The following is a 16436-nucleotide window of genomic DNA, read 5'->3' on the forward strand; positions in this document are numbered from 1 at the left end:
AGATTCAGGTCGTACTCATAACGGAGTATCAGAAAAAAGTATGATAATTTTAGAAAATCGTCATACTTTTCTGCGCCGCATCATTTTTTTCGTCATTTCTGTCCGCCATAATCCTATCCCCAGGAGGCCGTTAAACGGCTATCAGTCGTTCGGCGGTATAAAAATAACGCAAATCTGGAAAAAATAATGATCAAAGGCAAGCTAGCACTGCTGACGTGCGCATTGACTCTCGCATTAACCTCACCACTCTTTGCTGCACAAAATGCCAGCGAAGGACAGACGTTAAAGCTGGCAATTGGACCAGAGCCAACGGAGGGGTTTGACCCGATGCTGGGATGGAGTCATGGCAGCTATTTGCTTTTGCATGCACCATTATTAAAACAAAATGCTGATATGAGTTGGGGAAACCTGCTGACGGAAAAAGTAGAAACCAGCGCTGATGGCAAAACCTGGACGTTGACGTTAAAACCCGACCTTAAATTCTCTGATGGTTCCCCGTTAACTGCTGAAGATGTGGTCTTCACTTATAACAAAGCCGCAAAAAGCGGCGGCAAAATCGATATGGGTAACTTCGCCCATGCCAGCCTGAAAGATAACCGTACGGTAGAAATTACGTTGCGTAGCCCGCAAAGTACCTTTGTGAATGTGCTCGGTTCATTAGGCATTGTTCCGGAAAAACGGTATGACGAAAAAACATTTGCGAAAAATCCGATTGGTGCGGGTCCGTATCGACTGGTGAGCTTTCAGCCGGGTCAGCAATTGATCGTGGAGGCTAACCCTTGGTATGCCGGCAAGAAAAATGATTTCAGTAAGCTGGTGTTTGTTTTCCTTGATGAAGATAACGCTTATGCCGCAGCGCGCAGTGGTCAACTGGGACTCGTGCGCATTGCACCTTCGATGGCGGTTGCCCCTCAGCAGCAGAATTTGAAGCTTTGGGTTCGCGACAGCGTGGAAAATCGCGGCATTGTGTTCCCGATGGTTCCTGCGGGTAAAAAAGATGCTAACGGTTATCCGGTCGGTAACGATATCACGGCCGATGTTGCCATCAGGCGTGCCATCAACTACGCCATCGACCGCAAGCAGCTTGCCGATCAGGTTATGGAAGGTCATGCGATTCCGGCGTATAGCGCGGTTCAGGGTCTGCCATGGCAGGGACAATCAGTTGCGTTCAAAGATGGCGATAGCGAAAAAGCGCGAACGATTCTGGAAGAAGCCGGCTGGAAGGTGGGTAAAGACGGTATACGAGTGAAAGACGGTAAAGAAGCTCGCTTGACGTTGTGGTACGCCAGCGGTGACAGCACGCGTCGGGATTTAGCCGAAGCCGTACGTGCGATGCTGGAGCCAGTGGGTATTCAGATTTCTCTGCAATCCGGAAGCTGGGAAACCGTTGAGCGGCATATGCATGCCAACCCGACGCTGTTTGGCTGGGGAAGCCTGGATCCGATGGAGCTTTTCCATCACTACAGTAATCAGGCTGCGGGCGTGGAATACTACAATCCAGGGTATTACAGCAATCCCGCCGTTGAGCAGCATCTTAAACAGGCAATTGACGCTCCAGACTGGCAAAAAGCGTTGCCGTTCTGGCAACAAGTGGAATGGGATGGCAAGCAAGGAGCTGGTGTACAAGGGGATGCGGCCTGGGCATGGCTGCTGAATATTCAGCACACTTACCTGGCAAATCCGTGCATTGATCTTGGCAAAGGCGCACCGGAAATTCACGGTAGCTGGTCACTGCTCAATAATCTGGATGAATGGACCTGGACCTGCCGTTGATGAAGTCTGTTGTAGGCCATTTTCTACGGCTGATGGTGTTATTAGTGCTGGTTGCGGCTGGCACTTTTATGCTGCTCAGCTTTTCTCCTGTTGATCCGATTCGGGCTTATATCGGTAACGATCTCCTGCACGTGCCGCCGGAACAATACGCGCGTATTGCGGCTCGCTGGGGATTGGACCAACCGCTATGGGAGCGTTTTGGGCACTGGTTTGTCCGGGTATTACAGGGCGATCTCGGCTACTCAATGTTGTTTAACGCGCCGGTTGCCAGCGTGATCAAGGAGCGCTTTGCGACCTCGTTTGCACTGCTAAGCGGCGCGTGGCTGCTGTCAGGAATACTTGGAACGATGCTGGGATTTGTTGCGGGACGCTATCTGAATCGCTGGCCGGATAAAGCAATCTGTCGCCTGAGCTATCTGCTTTCTTCGTTGCCGACCTTCTGGATTGGCATGCTGTTGCTGGCGTTATTTGCTGTGCGCTGGCCGGTCTTTCCGGTCTGCTGTGCATGGGAGCCTGGCAATAGCGGTGATATGGCAACATTGAGTGAACGTCTACGCCACCTGGTGCTTCCTGTTTGCGCGCTCAGTTTGTTGGGCCTGGGACAAATTACGCTCCATACGCGGGAAAGTATCGCCAGCGTGATGAAAAGCGAATTTGTTCGTTTTGCGCGTTCTCAGGGAGACAAAGGTTGGTCGCTGTTGCGCCATCAGGTTTTGCGCCACGCCATCACGCCAGCGCTGTGCCTGCAGTTTGCCTCACTGGGTGAACTGCTGGGCGGCGCACTACTGGCAGAAAAAGTGTTTGCTTATCCAGGACTGGGGCAGGCCACTATTGATGCTGGATTACGTGGCGATCTGCCGTTACTGATGGGAATTGTGTTGTTCAGTACCGTATTGGTTTTCATTGGCAACTCGGTGTCTACCTGGCTTGTTCATGCGTTGAACCGTGCTCTGGAGCGACCTGATGCTCTATAACCCGACGCCGACGCTGATTCGTCTTTTGTTCTCTTTTAGCTGCCTGCTGGGCATTGCGGTGTATGGCGCGACGACGCTGGATAACCCATTAAGCGTTAATCTGCTTGCCCGGCATTTACCGCCTGATGCGTTGTACTGGTTTGGCACCGATAATCTCGGTCGCGATCTTTGGATCCGTTGCTTTCAGGGCGCGTTAACCAGTCTGCAAATTGGTATCGGCGCGGCCCTGTGCAGCGGTTTCATTGCATTAATGATGGCGGCTGTTTCGCGTATGCATCCGCGTCTGGATGTGTTTATGCGCCTGATTACCGATGCCATGCTGTCGATGCCGCATCTGCTGTTGCTCATTTTGATCTGTTTTACGCTAGGTGGTGGGAAAAACGGCGTGATTATGGCAGTTGCGCTGACCCACTGGCCGCGTCTGGCTCTGATCCTGCGTGCCGAAGCGCAGCGCGTGGCGCACAGTGACTATCTGACGTTGACCTGGCGTCTGGGACACGGACATTTTTACTGCTGGCGACATCACTATCTACCCGCTTTGTTACCCCAATGGCTAACGGGAACACTGCTGATGTTTCCCCACGCGGTGTTGCATAGCGCGGCGTTAAGCTTCCTCGGTTTTGGACTGGCGCCTCATGAACCGTCACTGGGACTGCTGCTGGCGGATGCGCTGAGATTTATCAGTCATGGCGACTGGTGGTTAGTGCTGTTTCCGGGGCTGATGCTGTTCAGTCTGGTGATGTTATTCGATCAGCTCGCAAGGGCGGTGCATCGTTTATGGTTACGAGGTGACGCATGTTAAGTTTAAGGCAGGTCTCGCTGGAGGTGGCGCGTTATCGCTGGTACGGCGCGCGAAACTGGTCTTCGCTGTTGCAGGATATCTCTTTCGACGTGGCTCCCGGCCAGATGGTGGCGTTAGTCGGAGGAAGCGGGGAGGGTAAGAGCCTGCTGCTGCAATGCCTTCTCGATCTCTTACCGGACAATTTGCGCTTCCACGGCGCTATCACGTTGGAGGGTAAAACGCTGGACAGCGAGGATATTCGCAAATGTCGTGGCAATACCTTCAGCTATGTCCCGCAAGGCGTTCAGGCGCTTAATCCGCTACTCTCGATTGAAAAGCATCTGCGCAGGGCAAGTCATCTCTCCGGCAAGGAGTGGAATGCCGGGAAGATTGACCAATTGCTCAAACGTAGCCAACTGGAAAGCCGTGTATTGGAAGCCTTCCCGCGGCAGCTTTCTGGTGGTATGGCGAAACGTGTTCTGGCCTGTCACGCGTCACTGAGTCAGGCTCGTTATATTCTGGCGGACGAAATTACCGCCTGGCTTGATGCACCGTTGGCTAATCAACTGCTTGAACAACTGCGCGAGCTTTGTGAGAAAGGGGCTGGCGTGTTATGGGTAACGCACGATCTCACACTGGCAGCCCGCCATGCGGACCGCATTGTCGCGCTGCATCAAGGAAGGGTGTCGGATAACGTCAGCAGAGAGCAGTTGTTACGCGGAGAGATCAGCGAGCATCTGCAACGTCAATGGCGGGCGCTACCTGAAATAAGTCAACTTTTTGGAGAGCGGGATGCTGTGCTGTCGTGATGTGACCATTCGCCAGGGAGAACGGGTTTTGTGGCAAAATCTGACCTTCTCTCTGCGCCCTGGAGAACGCATAGGAGTTTGTGCCCCTAGCGGAACAGGCAAAACGACGCTGGGGCGCGTGCTGGCGGGTTGGCAAAAACCGACTTCAGGCGAGATCCTGATCGATGACCAACCGCTGCCGATGCACCAATATTGCCCGGTGCAGCTGGTGCCGCAACATCCGGAATTAACCTTTAATCCCCGACGCAGTACTGGCGATGCGGTTCATGATGCCTGGCTACCTGATGCGGAAATGCTTACCCGTCTTCATATTAACCCTGAGTGGTTAACTCGCCGTCCAGGACAGCTTTCTGGCGGTGAACTGGCGCGCATCGCCATACTTCGCGCACTGGATCCGCGGACGCGTTTTCTTATTGCCGATGAAATTACCGCCCAGCTCGACCCTTCCATTCAAAGAGATATCTGGGCGCTGCTGCTTGAAGAATGTCAGCGTCGGCCATTGGCTATGCTGATTATCAGCCATCAGCAGGCGTTGCTTGATCAGGTCTGCTCCAGGAAACTTATTGAAGAGTAAGGCAAGGGCTTTCAGTTGGTCTATTGATTAAATTGAAATGTTATATTATAACATTTCACTCGCAAATGATTTGAGGGTGAAATTTTGGCTATTCGTATTAAAAAACTGACAATCGCTCTGGGGATGCTTTTAGTCAGTGGTTCGGTTATGGCGCACGGTCATCATTCCCATGGTGCGCCGATGAGTGAAGCGGAACAAAAGGCATCGGAAGGGGTGTTTGATGACAACCAGGTACAAAACAGGGCACTGACCGACTGGGATGGCATGTGGCAATCAGTCTATCCGTATCTGGGCAGCGGTGAGCTTGATCCGGTATTCAAAAAGAAAGCGGAGAAAGACAAAAGCAAAACGGCAGAACAAATTAAAGAGTACTACCGTAAAGGTTATGCAACTAACGTAGACACCATTGGCATCGAAAATGACGTGATGGAATTTCACACCGGTAGTCAGGTTGTATCGTGTAAATACGACTACGCCGGGTATAAAATACTGCACTATAAATCAGGCAAGAAAGGTGTACGTTATCTGTTTGAGTGTAAAGACGCTGACAGCAAAGCACCAAAATACGTACAATTCAGCGATCATATTATCGCGCCGCGTAAGTCCAGCCATTTCCATATTTTTATGGGAAATACCTCACAAGCCGCCTTGCTGGAAGAGATGGAAAATTGGCCTACCTACTATCCTTATCAGTTAAAGGGCGAAGAGGTCGTGGATGAGATGCTGCACCATTAAGCCGGACTAAACTTATCTGTACACACCCGCCGCCAGTGGCGGGTTTTTTAATTAATAACCTTCTCTTTCCATCACCCGATGCATTCGTTAGCATATTGTCTCGCAGCAAGTGCATGTGTTTTTTCAGGAAGAGGTTAATGTGTTCGCAGAGTATGGAGTTCTGAATTACTGGACGTACCTGGTAGGGGCTATTTTTATCGTGCTGGTACCGGGGCCAAATACAATATTTGTGCTGAAAAATAGCGTCGGACGGGGAGTAAAGGGCGGATATCTCGCCGCCAGCGGTGTGTTTATCGGTGATGCCGTACTGATGTTTTTGGCTTATGCCGGTGTTGCCGCATTGATTAAAACAACGCCTGTTTTGTTCAACATTGTTCGCTATCTCGGCGCGTTTTATCTGCTGTATCTTGGCGCGAAAATCCTGTATGCAACACTCAAATCGAGGGCTGGCGATGCGACGCCTGAGGAAGTCCCGTTTGGTGCTATTTTTAAACGAGCATTAATTCTGAGCCTGACCAATCCCAAAGCTATTCTTTTTTATGTCTCGTTCTTCGTGCAGTTTATTGATGTCAATGCGCCGCACTCAGGGCTGTCATTCTTTATTCTGGCTATTACGCTTGAGATAGTGAGCTTTTTCTATCTGAGCTTTCTTATTTTCTCTGGCGCGTTCGTGACGCAGTATATCCGTACGAAAAAGAAACTGGCCAAAGTGGGCAATTCTCTTATCGGTCTGATTTTCGTTGGTTTTGCTGCTCGTCTGGCCACGCTTCAGTCGTGATGCCATTGGCCCGTTGATTACGGCGGGCCTTCAATATTACGTACTGCAATTCATTTACACTTGTATTGTTATAACCAATAAATGGTATTTTAAATGTATATTTAGAGGCGTACCCTGTGTACAGCAGCGGTTCAGAAAGAACTCGCTGGTTGTCGACTGGAAAAGGGAAGAAAAATGCTTCAAATTCCACAGAACCATATCCATACACGCTCTACTCCATTCTGGAACAAAGAAACGGCACCTGCCGGAATTTTCGAACGCCACCTTGATAAAGGAACCCGTGCCGGGGTTTATCCTCGACTTTCGGTTATGCAGGGGGCGGTCAAATATCTCGGATACGCAGATGAACACAGCCCGGAGCCAGTACAGGTGATGGTGATTGAAGCCGGTCAGTTTGGCGTTTTTCCGCCGGAAAAATGGCATAACATTGAAGTGATGACCGACGATACTTACTTTAATATCGACTTTTTTGTTGCCCCGGAAATTCTGATGGAGACTGCAAATCAACGAAAAGTCGTGCGTACCGGCAAGGAGTAAATCATGGGCAAAGCAACCTATACCGTAACAGTGACCAATAACAGCAATGGTGTGTCAGTCGATTATGAAACTGAAGCGCCGATGACGCTGTTGATTCCGGATGTGGCCGCTGAAGTGGTTAAGGACCTGGTCAATACGGTACGTTCATACGATACCGAGAATGAGCACGATGTCTGCGGTTGGTAGATGTTAGCCTCTGCTTCTGATTGAATATCATCGTTTTTGATTTATAAACCGCACTGCGTTTTGACGGCGCAGCGCGGTTTTTTTATCCGTGCTATCCGGGAAATATTCGTAAAAAGATTTATTAAGAATACCTTAAGAAATCCGCATTGATTGCTAATGTTGGATCATTCACAGGGGTTATGATCGTGAAACAGTCACAATACAGAACCTCGCTTATGAAACTGAATACCCGACTAACATTACCTACTTTCATTCTTGGGCTGGTCATCGTAACGATCCCGTTCACTGCGAACTGGAATCTACCTTTGCTCAACGGTACTGTCGTCAGATGGATTGAGAATGGCCAGGCGTTATGGCTGCTGTTTGGTGCGCTTTTTACTCTCAGCTACATCCGGCCCTTATCACGTCCCGAAGGCGAGAAGCAATTTTGGCTTTGGGCGGCTGTATGGTGGTTGGTGTTGCTGGGTCGCAGTACCAGTTGGGGCCGTGATTATTTCCCTGATCAACCTAAACTTCTGTTCAGAGCTATCTCAGTGGTATTGATTGCGATGATTATTCTGCCTGTCCTGATATCAAAACACTTACGCCAAGATATTGCCTGTCGCTTACGCAATGAACCGCTACCGCTGTGGCTATTAGCGATCACCATCTGTGCATTTTTGATATCCGATACGGTAGAGCATCATCGTCTGCTGGCCCCTATCTTTTTGCACAATGCGCAGTACGGCGATCTCATTGAAGAGCTGTATGAACTCCCGTTTATGGCAGGATTGTTCCTGATGAACCTCGGTTTTATGCAGCGGGATAAGCAGGTGGAATCAGCTACCATTCGTTTTAGTGAACCACAACTGGCGAAGTAACGAGAAAATGCCTGAGTCTGGGGATCCAGACTCAGGCGGCCTGGTGGTGACTTACCCAATGGCCTCACACAAGCGTGATTTCATGTCGCTATACGTTTGTGCGGCATACTTTTCTGCCCATCCCTGATCGCTAATGTGCTCAATATTTACGGCGCAATACTTGGTTTCCGGCGTTTTTGAAATAGGATCGAGGTTATCCTGGGTTAACTCGTTACATGCGCCAATCCACCATTGATAGGTCATATACACCGTTCCGACGTTAATGCGATCGGAGACATCCGCGCGGCTGATGACCTTACCTCGACGCGAACTGACCCATACCAGGTCACGATGACGAATACCTAATTTTTCTGCATCATGGGTATTGATTTGCACATACCCTGGTTCATCTGCCAGGGCTTGCAGCGCTGCACAGTTGCCGGTCATTGAGCGACAGGAGTAGTGCCCAACTTCACGCACCGTACACAGTACCAGTGGATATTTTTCATCAGGAACTTCTGCGGGCGCTCGCCACTGTGCGGCAAACAGTTTGCCTTTGCCATTAGCGGTATCAAATTGGCTGTTCGCATAGAGGTAAGGGGTACCGGGGTGATCGAGTTCCGGGCATGGCCACTGCACATGGCCCATCTCACCCATTTTCTCATAGGTTACGCCGTAGAACAGAGGGCATAGTTCGCGCATCTCATCCCAGATTTGCTGGTTACTTTGATACTGCATGGGATAGCCCATTTCGCTGGCCAGCAGGCTGATGATCTCCCAGTCACGCTTTACGTCACCTGAGGGTTCAATCGCTTTTTCAAAACGCTGGAAGCCGCGATCGGCGCAGGTAAAGACGCCACCGTGTTCGCCCCAGGAGGTGGCTGGCAGGAGGACGTCAGCCATTTCCGCTGTTTTGGTCATGAAGATATCTTGCACGACGACAAAATCGAGCGCGTTAAAGCCTTCGCGAACCAGACCCAAATCAGCCTCGGTTTGCAACGGATCTTCCCCCATGATGTAGTAGGCTTTAATTTTGCCTTCGATAGCCAGATGCGGAACTTCGGTGATGCGGGTCCCAACCTTGTCATCCATCTGATTAACATCAATCCCCCAGGCGTTGGCGAATTTCTCCCTGACGGTGAAGTCGGTCACGTCCTGATACCCTGGGAACTGGTTAGGTAGCACTCCCATATCGCACGCGCCCTGGACGTTATTTTGCCCACGCACCGGACCAACGCCGACGTTAGGGCGTCCCAGATTACCGGTCAGCAACGCCAGACTCGACAAGCCTCGAACCACGTCAACGGCCTGACCAAACTGGGTGACACCCATTCCCCACATCACGGTTGCCGATGGCGCAGCGGCAAAAGTACGCATCGCCTGACGAACCTGCTGTGCGGGAACGCCCGTCAAATGTTCAACGGCTTCAGGCGCATAGTCCTTCACGGTTTCCCAGTATGTTTCCAGTCCTTCCGCATGCTTTTGTACATACTCGCGATCGTAGAGTTGCTCATCGATGAGAACATGGCCAAAGGCGTTGACCAGGGCCATATTGCAACCGTTTTTCAATTGCAAATGTTGGTCTGCGATACGAGCAGTTTCAATACGACGTGGGTCGCAGACAATGATTTTTGCGCCGTTTTGGCGAGCTTTAATTACCCGGCGGGCCACTATGGGGTGCGAGTCGGCACAGTTATAACCAAAGATCAGCAGACATTTTGAGTTTTCAATGTCGCTGATGGAATTGCTCATGGCACCATTGCCTAACGTTTCCTGTAACCCGGCAACGGAAGGGCCGTGGCATACACGGGCACAGCAATCGACATTGTTGGTATGGAGAACGCCACGCGCGAACTTTTGCATCACGTAGTTGGTCTCATTCCCTGTTCCACGTGAAGACCCGGTAGTCATGATGGCACGGGGACCATAGGTATTTTTGATTTCAGATAAGCGTTTTGCGGTGTAACGAATAGCTTCATCCCAGCTAACGGGAGTGAATTTTCCACCTTTTTCATACCGGATCATCGGGCGAGTCAGACGGGGAGTCAGAAGGCGAGTGTCGTTAAGAAAGTCCCAACCATAGTAGCCTTTCAGGCATAACTGATTTTGGTTCGTTACCCCCTCTGCGGCCTCGGCGCGGATGATTTTGTTATTTTCCACAACAAGCTTGAGCTTGCACCCGGCCCCACAGTATGGGCATACACTGGTGATTTTTTTCATCAATAACAGACCTGTTAAATGCTGAAATAGCGCGAATTGTAAACGGAGCCACGCGATACGCATCGCGGACTACGATTTGTCATAGTGACGGACTGTTAAAGCATAAAGTGTGCCAGAAGTGAAAACCCAGCAATTGCAGGTGCTGAGGGGGAATGAGACAAACCTGAATGACTGACGATTCGACATTAATGACGAGCTACGTCAGGGCAAGTTCCGCCATTGAATGGTTTAACCTTATGAAAGATCAGAAAAAGATGAAAATGTCAGGTGATGCTCATCACAAATTTTAATTTTTCAGCGCTATGCTATGCTTTTATACAACGAGCGAATCGTTAACTTAAAAACATAAGTGAGGGATATTATGGGCATCATTTCATGGGTGATTTTCGGTCTTATCGCTGGGATTTTGGCAAAATGGATTATGCCGGGTAAAGATGGCGGCGGATTCTTTATGACCATTATCTTAGGGGTTGTTGGTGCGGTAGTAGGGGGGTGGATCAGTACCTTCTTTGGTTTTGGTAAAGTCGATGGTTTCAACTTCGGCAGTTTCGTCGTAGCCGTTATCGGCGCAATTGTGGTGCTGCTTATCTACAGAAAAATCAAAAGCTAAGCAAACATACTGACAAAAAAGGCCACTGATAAGTGGCCTTTTTCAGATTACCACCAGCCCAGTTCTGTTCCCAGAACGACGATGATAGCCACGCCAATCATAATGAGCGTTGTTTTTTTCATCGTTATGCTCCCGGCGCAGCGTAGCCGCCAATAAAAAACCAGGATAAGAAAACGACAGCGGAAATGAAAATGATGACGGGGAAAATAATACCGAGTCGCATACGATTATCTGCCAGGGTTATTTAAAGACGGGTCAGCATAGCAGGGGTTAATGTACGACAAAAGTGGTTTTATCCTGACGCTTTTTATCCTTGTACATTGCACTGTCTGCGAGATGAAGCGCACAGTTTATATCCGTCTCCAGCGGATCGATTTCCACCACGCCCAGACTGGCACCAGGATAAAACAAATGAATGTCGCCCAGGTGATAGTCGCCGCAAATTTGCTGCTGCAACTGATTTTTCACCTGCTGCAGGCGATCGCGCTGCTCCTTGTCATCTTCCGGTGACAAGCTAACGACTAAAAATTCATCACCGCCCAGTCGACCAAGAATATCATTGTCACCGCATTCACGGAGTAGGCGCTGCCCAATCTGGATTAGAAACTGGTCGCCGATCTCATGACCAAATCGATCGTTAATCAATTTGAAATCATCCAAATCAATATAGGCAAAGATTATTTTCTGTCTAAGATGTTGGGCGAGCGAGAAAAGTGTCTCGACGTTTTCAAAAATTGCGCGCCGATTCGGTAATCCGGTCAGGGCATCAGTGTAGGAGTGAGCAACCAGCGCGGCGTTCGCTTCGCGTAGCTGTGCCACCAGCGACTCTTTTTGAATCGACTGGGCGATAAGTCCGGCAAACAGATGCAACACCTGTTCACCACGTTCGCTCAACGCATGCTGGCGGCGGCTGGTAGCACAGAGTGTTCCGTAGAAAGTGCCGTCGGGAAGATGAACCGGAGTACTCAGGAAGGTGGTGATTTCCAGCGCGCGGGCAGCACTGCATTCCGGCCAGCGTGTGGGTACGTTGTCGCTGTACAGACAGTTTTCATCTATGGCGAGTTTGCACAACGTCTCATCCCACGGTACGGACAGCCCTTCGGGGATTTGCATTTGTCGGCTATTACGCGCGTACAAAATATGCTGCAGGCGGGCATCTAAATCAACCTTGGTTAAATAGGTGGATTCCATCTCTGTCACCACTTCCAGCATCTCCAGAAGTTGGCGAACCAGACTCTCAACTGACTGCTCCATGGCTAAGGATTGTGAGACTCTGGCGAGGATCATGTCCGACATGAGGTGTAAATACTCTTGAGTGATGACAGGGCTGATGTGGGCGCATGATAGAACATCCGGGAGCAAGATGAAACACGCGTTCCTGGCTGAAATGTAATCACAAAATTGAAATCGTAACGTTAAACATGGAGATAGAAGGGAAGTCGGGGTAATCTGCCGGAATAATGCTTTTAAACAGGAGTAGAGATGAAACTTACGACTATTGTTTTGCCCGGCTTGCTGGTGCTGGCAGGATGTACCACGCAGCCTGACGCCCCCAAACCGCCAAAAATAGGCATGGCGAATCCGGCATCGGTGTATTGCGAACAAAAGGGCGGTTCGCTGATTGCGGTGCAGACTCCACAAGGCGTAAGGTCAGACTGCAAACTACCTGGTGGGGAAGTGATTGATGAATGGGCGCTCTGGCGCAGAGATCATCCCACCACGGTCAAGTGATACACGGTCAGCATTGACGTAGCCAGTCTGCCAGCACCTGCGCGTGGTTTTGCTGGGTATTTTTCGCCGCATACAGTAGCGTTAAGGTTTGCTTTCGGGCAATCTCTGCAAGACGCTTTCCTTCCTGCTGCTGTTGAGCCAGTTCAGCGCGATATTGCTCAGAAAAATGCGAGAAATCGAGCAGCTCCGCGTGGAATGCCTTGCGTAAATCAGATGACGGGGTAAGTACTTTATTCCATTCGTTGAAAATAAGATCGCTCTTTTTCACCCCACGAGGCCACAACCGGTCGACCAATACACGATACCCATCACTTTTTTCTGCCGGATCATACACGCGTTTGCACTGAATATTCATCTCTTCATCCGCTCCATTACGCCATTGCTAATACGGTAAAATAAGATCGTAAAACGTGACCATTATAGCATTCGACCAGCCCTGCCTCCCAATTTAAGGGATTGTGATACCAACAAAAAATCGGTAGGCTGAGGCTCCTTATAGTGTCCCTCATTGTCTGGACATAAGGAAAGTTTAATGGAAATTTCCCCGATTAAAGATACGCTTCGCATTGCGCTGGTGGGCGATTACAACCCCGATATTGTGGCGCATCAGGCGATTCCTCTTGCCATCGATGATGCTGCTGCCGTCCTGGAATTAGTGGCTGATTATGACTGGCTAACCACATCTGATATCAGCAGCAGTGAGGATCTGGTTGGCTATGATGCCATCTGGGTCGTGCCAGGCAGTCCTTATCGCCACCTGGAAGGGGCGCTGATCGCGATACGCTATGCGCGTGAAAACAGCATCCCATTCCTGGGAACCTGTGGCGGTTTTCAGCATGCGATTCTGGAGTATGCCCGCAATGTGCTGGGCTGGAGCGATGCCGCCCATGCGGAAACAGATACCACGGGTCGGATAGTGATCGCACCGTTGAGCTGTTCGCTGGTAGAAAAAACGGATGATATTGAACTGCGTGCCAATACGCTGATTGCCAAAGCCTACGGACGGGATGTTATCTCGGAGGGATACCACTGCAACTATGGCGTATCGGAAGATTTTGCCGCTTTGCTGGAGAGCGGCGATCTTCGTGTTACCGGTTGGGATGAAGCAGGTGATATTCGCGCCATTGAGTTGGTGACGCATCCTTTTTATGTCGGCACACTCTTTCAGCATGAACGTGGGGCACTGGTGGGAAAACCCGTGCCGTTAGTTCAGGCGATACTGCGCGCTGCGCGAGGATAAAAAACGGGCAGGTCGATCACCACCTGCCCGCTGCATTATGCGCTCGCTATCTCCCGATTGCGTCCCGCACACAGACCAAATACCGCCATCAGCATTGCCAACACGGCGACCCCGGCTAACGGCATCAGCCAGCTCCCGTTGAGGTCGTGAATTTTCCCCATCAGCGGTGGCCCGCAGGCGGCCAATAAATACCCGACAGACTGTGCCATGCCGGACAAGGCCGCAGCCTGATGCGCCGAGCTTGCGCGCAGGCCAATAAAGGTCAAGCCGAGGATCATAGTCGCGCCTGAGCCAAAACCAAACAGTATGGTCCACAGCAAAGCCTGGTCGGGTATGAGGGCGAATCCCGCCGCGCCGATAGCGCACATTAACGAAACCAGAGCGGCGATGGCGCGCTGATCCTTAAATCTGTTCAGAATGAGGGGAATCAATAACCCCGGCGCGGCAGTTGCCAACTGCAGTAAACCATGCAACGAACCGGCCTGAGATTCACTGTAGCCATGGCTAATTAAAATGGCGGGTAGCCAGCCGATGATGACGTAATAGACAAGGGAGTTGATCCCCAGAAACAGCGTCACTTGCCAGGCGAGGCCAGAGCGCCAGATTGCGCGGGAATGCAAGGCGCGCGAGTTACTCAGACTGGCATGAGCGGTCTGGCGGCATTGAGGCAACCAGATAATCAGCGCCAGAAGTGGAAAGGCTATCAGAACCATCAGCGCCCCGCGCCAGCCAAATCCACTTAATGCCAGCGGTACTACAATGGCCGAACCCAGTGCGGCCGCCGCGCCCATGGTCAGCGAGTATGCGCCAGTGAGTTTTGCCACATGTTGGGAAAAATCGCGCTTAATCAACCCGGGTAGTAGCACATTTCCCAGAGCGATACCGCACCCAATGGTGGCAGTACCGCTAAACAGGAATCCTGACGAAGGTAGCGAACGTATCGCAATACCTGCGCAAATCAACAGCATAGCGGCAAACAGGCTGCGTTCGATGCCCCAACGGCGCGCAACGGCGGCAGCCAGGGGGGATACCAGCGCGAAGGCCAGCAGCGGCAGAGTGGTCAGAAGTCCCGTCTGGGCGGTACTCAGGCCGTAGTCGGCGCGAATGGCATCCAGCAATGGGGCCGCTCCGGTAAAGGTGACACGCAGTGTGGTGGCAATCATCAGGATCCCCGCGATCAGCAGCACTGTGTTTTTGCCGCGGGAGGAGGGTGTCGTAATCATTTTTTTCTCATATCGTCAGGCGAGGCGATACTTTAGCGTTTTTACACTATGGATGAATCAAGCTAAAATGACAGTTTATCGCTAAAATAGGACATTATTATGTTGGGGCTGAGACTGGATGGTTATGAACCCGATTTGCATCATGATGCAGCGGTCGCATTTTGTATTCAGGCTCGGGAAGATGAACTTTTCAGTCCTCTGCATCAGCATCGTAAGGGGCAATTGATCCTGGCGCTGCATGGCGCGATCACTTGTGAGGTTGAAAACGCCATGTGGATGGTGCCTCCGCAATATGCGGTGTGGATCCCCGGCGAAATTCCACACAGCAACCATGTTACAGTGGGCGCGCAATTATGTTTTCTGTTTATTGAACCGCAGGCGGTCGTGATGCCTGAACGCTGTTGCACGCTTAAAATCGCCCCATTATGTCGGGAACTCATTCTGGCGCTGGCGTCCAAAACGGATGCTCAACGACTGGAACCGGTAACCCAGCGGTTGACGCAGGTGTTATTTGATGAACTCCCGCAGCAGCCGCAGGAGCAAATGCAATTGCCGGTATCCGATCACCCGAAAATCCGCAGAATGGTGGAGACGATGGCGCGGGAGCCTGCGCAGTGGCAAACGCTAGGGCAATGGGCCAGCGAATTTGCGATGAGTGAGCGAAACCTTGCCCGTCTGGTTGTCAGGGAAACAGGATTAAGCTTTCGTCGCTGGCGTCACCAGCTTCAACTGATTCTTGCGCTGCAGGCGCTGATAGATGGTCATAACGTGCAACAGGTTGCGCAAATGCTCGGTTACGATTCGACCACAGCATTTATCACCATGTTCAAAAAAGGCCTGGGGCAAACACCAGGCCGTTATCTGGCGGGGCTGGCTACTGCTTCCCAACAATCAATGAGACCAGACCTGCCGCAATGAGCGGTCCCACCGGCACACCGCGAAAGAGCGCCACGCCCAATACCGTGCCGACCAGTAAACCTGCAACAAGCTGGGGCTGACTGCCCATAAGCGTGACGCCGCGCCCGCCGAGCCATGAGACAAATACCCCAACGGCAATAGCGACCAGTGATTTCCAGTTCACAAAGGAGTGGATGAGCGTGGAGGGCGGTAGCGTTCCACTGGCTATTGGCGCCATGACGCCAATGGTCAGAATGATAATCCCGACGGTCAGACCCTGTTTTTCTATCCATGGGAAGAAAGTATTGAGAGGGGTAACTCGAACAATGATCAGCACCAGGATTGAAACAGCGACAGTGGTGTTGTGGCTGACAAAGCCCAGAGCTGCCAGTCCGAGGAGGATCAGCAGAGTGACATCAAACATCGTAGTTTCCTTACCAGAAGAAATAATAAGCCTGTTTACTGTACGCGTAAACGCGTGACGGAACAGGCTTTTTTTATGATTATGATTTTTTTTTGGCTAACGCAC

21 protein-coding genes are annotated in these 16436 nt (G+C 51.0%); 14 read left to right on the forward strand and 7 right to left on the reverse strand.

The window, feature by feature from the left end:
• The first annotated feature begins 186 nt into the window (after window positions 1-186).
• From On2M_RS13705 to On2M_RS13750, 10 genes are all read left to right on the forward strand, one after another.
• A complete protein-coding gene (locus On2M_RS13705; RefSeq protein WP_210904982.1) occupies window positions 187-1773 on the forward strand; it encodes an ABC transporter substrate-binding protein in 1587 nt (528 codons plus the stop codon).
• On the forward strand, window positions 1773-2747 hold the full coding sequence (locus On2M_RS13710) for an ABC transporter permease (RefSeq protein WP_151219102.1): 975 nt from the start codon (window positions 1773-1775) through the stop codon (window positions 2745-2747). The genes On2M_RS13705 and On2M_RS13710 overlap by 1 nt, the downstream gene beginning before the upstream one ends.
• Window positions 2737-3549, forward strand: coding sequence for an ABC transporter permease (locus On2M_RS13715; RefSeq protein WP_151218966.1), 813 nt, complete (start codon window positions 2737-2739; stop codon window positions 3547-3549). The genes On2M_RS13710 and On2M_RS13715 overlap by 11 nt, the downstream gene beginning before the upstream one ends.
• Entirely contained in the window at window positions 3543-4337 is a 795-nt protein-coding gene (locus On2M_RS13720; protein ID WP_210904983.1) for an ATP-binding cassette domain-containing protein, read from the forward strand. The genes On2M_RS13715 and On2M_RS13720 overlap by 7 nt, the downstream gene beginning before the upstream one ends.
• Window positions 4321-4911: an ATP-binding cassette domain-containing protein gene (locus tag On2M_RS13725; RefSeq protein WP_151218968.1), complete on the forward strand. Its 591-nt coding sequence runs from the start codon at window positions 4321-4323 to the stop codon at window positions 4909-4911. Before On2M_RS13720 ends, On2M_RS13725 begins: the two co-directional genes overlap by 17 nt.
• Before the next feature lie 84 nt (window positions 4912-4995).
• Window positions 4996-5646 carry a metal-binding protein ZinT gene (gene zinT, locus On2M_RS13730; RefSeq protein ID WP_210904984.1) on the forward strand — a complete coding sequence of 217 codons (651 nt, stop codon included), beginning with the start codon at window positions 4996-4998 and terminating at the stop codon, window positions 5644-5646.
• Between the two features lie 139 nt (window positions 5647-5785).
• Window positions 5786-6424, forward strand: coding sequence for a leucine efflux protein LeuE (leuE, locus tag On2M_RS13735; protein ID WP_151218970.1), 639 nt, complete (start codon window positions 5786-5788; stop codon window positions 6422-6424).
• A 174-nt stretch (window positions 6425-6598) separates the two neighbouring features.
• A complete protein-coding gene (gene yeaR / locus On2M_RS13740) occupies window positions 6599-6961 on the forward strand; it encodes a DUF1971 domain-containing protein YeaR (RefSeq protein ID WP_151218971.1) in 363 nt (120 codons plus the stop codon).
• A gap of 3 nt (window positions 6962-6964) precedes the next feature.
• The gene (locus On2M_RS13745; protein WP_003840863.1) at window positions 6965-7147 is read left to right on the forward strand and encodes a DUF1869 domain-containing protein; all 183 of its coding nucleotides are present in this window, start codon (window positions 6965-6967) and stop codon (window positions 7145-7147) included.
• 215 nt (window positions 7148-7362) lie between these two features.
• A complete protein-coding gene (locus On2M_RS13750; protein ID WP_151218972.1) occupies window positions 7363-8007 on the forward strand; it encodes a hypothetical protein in 645 nt (214 codons plus the stop codon).
• Window positions 8008-8058: 51 nt separating this feature from the next.
• Here the strand turns inward: On2M_RS13750 and fdhF are convergent, their stop codons facing one another.
• Window positions 8059-10206, reverse strand: coding sequence for a formate dehydrogenase subunit alpha (gene fdhF / locus On2M_RS13755; RefSeq protein WP_151218973.1), 2148 nt, complete (start codon window positions 10204-10206; stop codon window positions 8059-8061).
• Window positions 10207-10567: 361 nt separating this feature from the next.
• Between fdhF and On2M_RS13760 the strand changes: the two genes are divergently transcribed.
• Window positions 10568-10816, forward strand: a complete 249-nt coding sequence (locus tag On2M_RS13760) for a GlsB/YeaQ/YmgE family stress response membrane protein (protein WP_151218974.1) — start codon at window positions 10568-10570, stop codon at window positions 10814-10816.
• Window positions 10817-10863: 47 nt separating this feature from the next.
• Here On2M_RS13760 and yoaJ read toward each other — a convergent pair whose 3' ends face one another.
• From yoaJ to On2M_RS13775, 3 genes are read right to left on the reverse strand one after another with little or no spacing between them, the layout of a single operon-like run.
• Complete coding sequence (yoaJ, locus tag On2M_RS13765) at window positions 10864-10938, reverse strand: protein YoaJ (protein ID WP_099530266.1); 75 nt, start codon at window positions 10936-10938, stop codon at window positions 10864-10866.
• 2 nt (window positions 10939-10940) lie between these two features.
• Window positions 10941-11039 (reverse strand): YoaK family small membrane protein, encoded by a 99-nt coding sequence (locus On2M_RS13770; protein WP_032941789.1) that lies wholly within the window; start codon window positions 11037-11039, stop codon window positions 10941-10943.
• Between the two features lie 47 nt (window positions 11040-11086).
• On the reverse strand, window positions 11087-12112 hold the full coding sequence (locus On2M_RS13775) for a GGDEF domain-containing protein (RefSeq protein WP_151225350.1): 1026 nt from the start codon (window positions 12110-12112) through the stop codon (window positions 11087-11089).
• A 186-nt stretch (window positions 12113-12298) separates the two neighbouring features.
• On the opposite strand from On2M_RS13775, the gene On2M_RS13780 reads away from it, so the two are divergent.
• Entirely contained in the window at window positions 12299-12547 is a 249-nt protein-coding gene (locus tag On2M_RS13780; protein WP_187252566.1) for a DUF333 domain-containing protein, read from the forward strand.
• 7 nt (window positions 12548-12554) lie between these two features.
• Here the strand turns inward: On2M_RS13780 and On2M_RS13785 are convergent, their stop codons facing one another.
• Entirely contained in the window at window positions 12555-12902 is a 348-nt protein-coding gene (locus tag On2M_RS13785) for a DUF488 domain-containing protein (RefSeq protein ID WP_187252565.1), read from the reverse strand.
• Window positions 12903-13079: 177 nt separating this feature from the next.
• Between On2M_RS13785 and On2M_RS13790 the strand changes: the two genes are divergently transcribed.
• Entirely contained in the window at window positions 13080-13787 is a 708-nt protein-coding gene (locus On2M_RS13790) for a CTP synthase (protein ID WP_210904985.1), read from the forward strand.
• Between the two features lie 35 nt (window positions 13788-13822).
• Here On2M_RS13790 and On2M_RS13795 read toward each other — a convergent pair whose 3' ends face one another.
• Window positions 13823-15010 (reverse strand): CynX/NimT family MFS transporter, encoded by a 1188-nt coding sequence (locus On2M_RS13795; RefSeq protein ID WP_151218978.1) that lies wholly within the window; start codon window positions 15008-15010, stop codon window positions 13823-13825.
• A 99-nt stretch (window positions 15011-15109) separates the two neighbouring features.
• Between On2M_RS13795 and On2M_RS13800 the strand changes: the two genes are divergently transcribed.
• Window positions 15110-15928 (forward strand): helix-turn-helix transcriptional regulator, encoded by an 819-nt coding sequence (locus On2M_RS13800; protein ID WP_151218979.1) that lies wholly within the window; start codon window positions 15110-15112, stop codon window positions 15926-15928.
• Here On2M_RS13800 and On2M_RS13805 read toward each other — a convergent pair.
• On the reverse strand, window positions 15885-16331 hold the full coding sequence (locus On2M_RS13805; RefSeq protein ID WP_003832453.1) for a DUF441 domain-containing protein: 447 nt from the start codon (window positions 16329-16331) through the stop codon (window positions 15885-15887). The genes On2M_RS13800 and On2M_RS13805 overlap by 44 nt on opposite strands.
• Between the last annotated feature and the right edge of the window lie 105 nt (window positions 16332-16436).

Source organism: Citrobacter sp. On2M (assembly GCF_018035235.1).
GTDB lineage: Bacteria > Pseudomonadota > Gammaproteobacteria > Enterobacterales > Enterobacteriaceae > Citrobacter > Citrobacter meridianamericanus.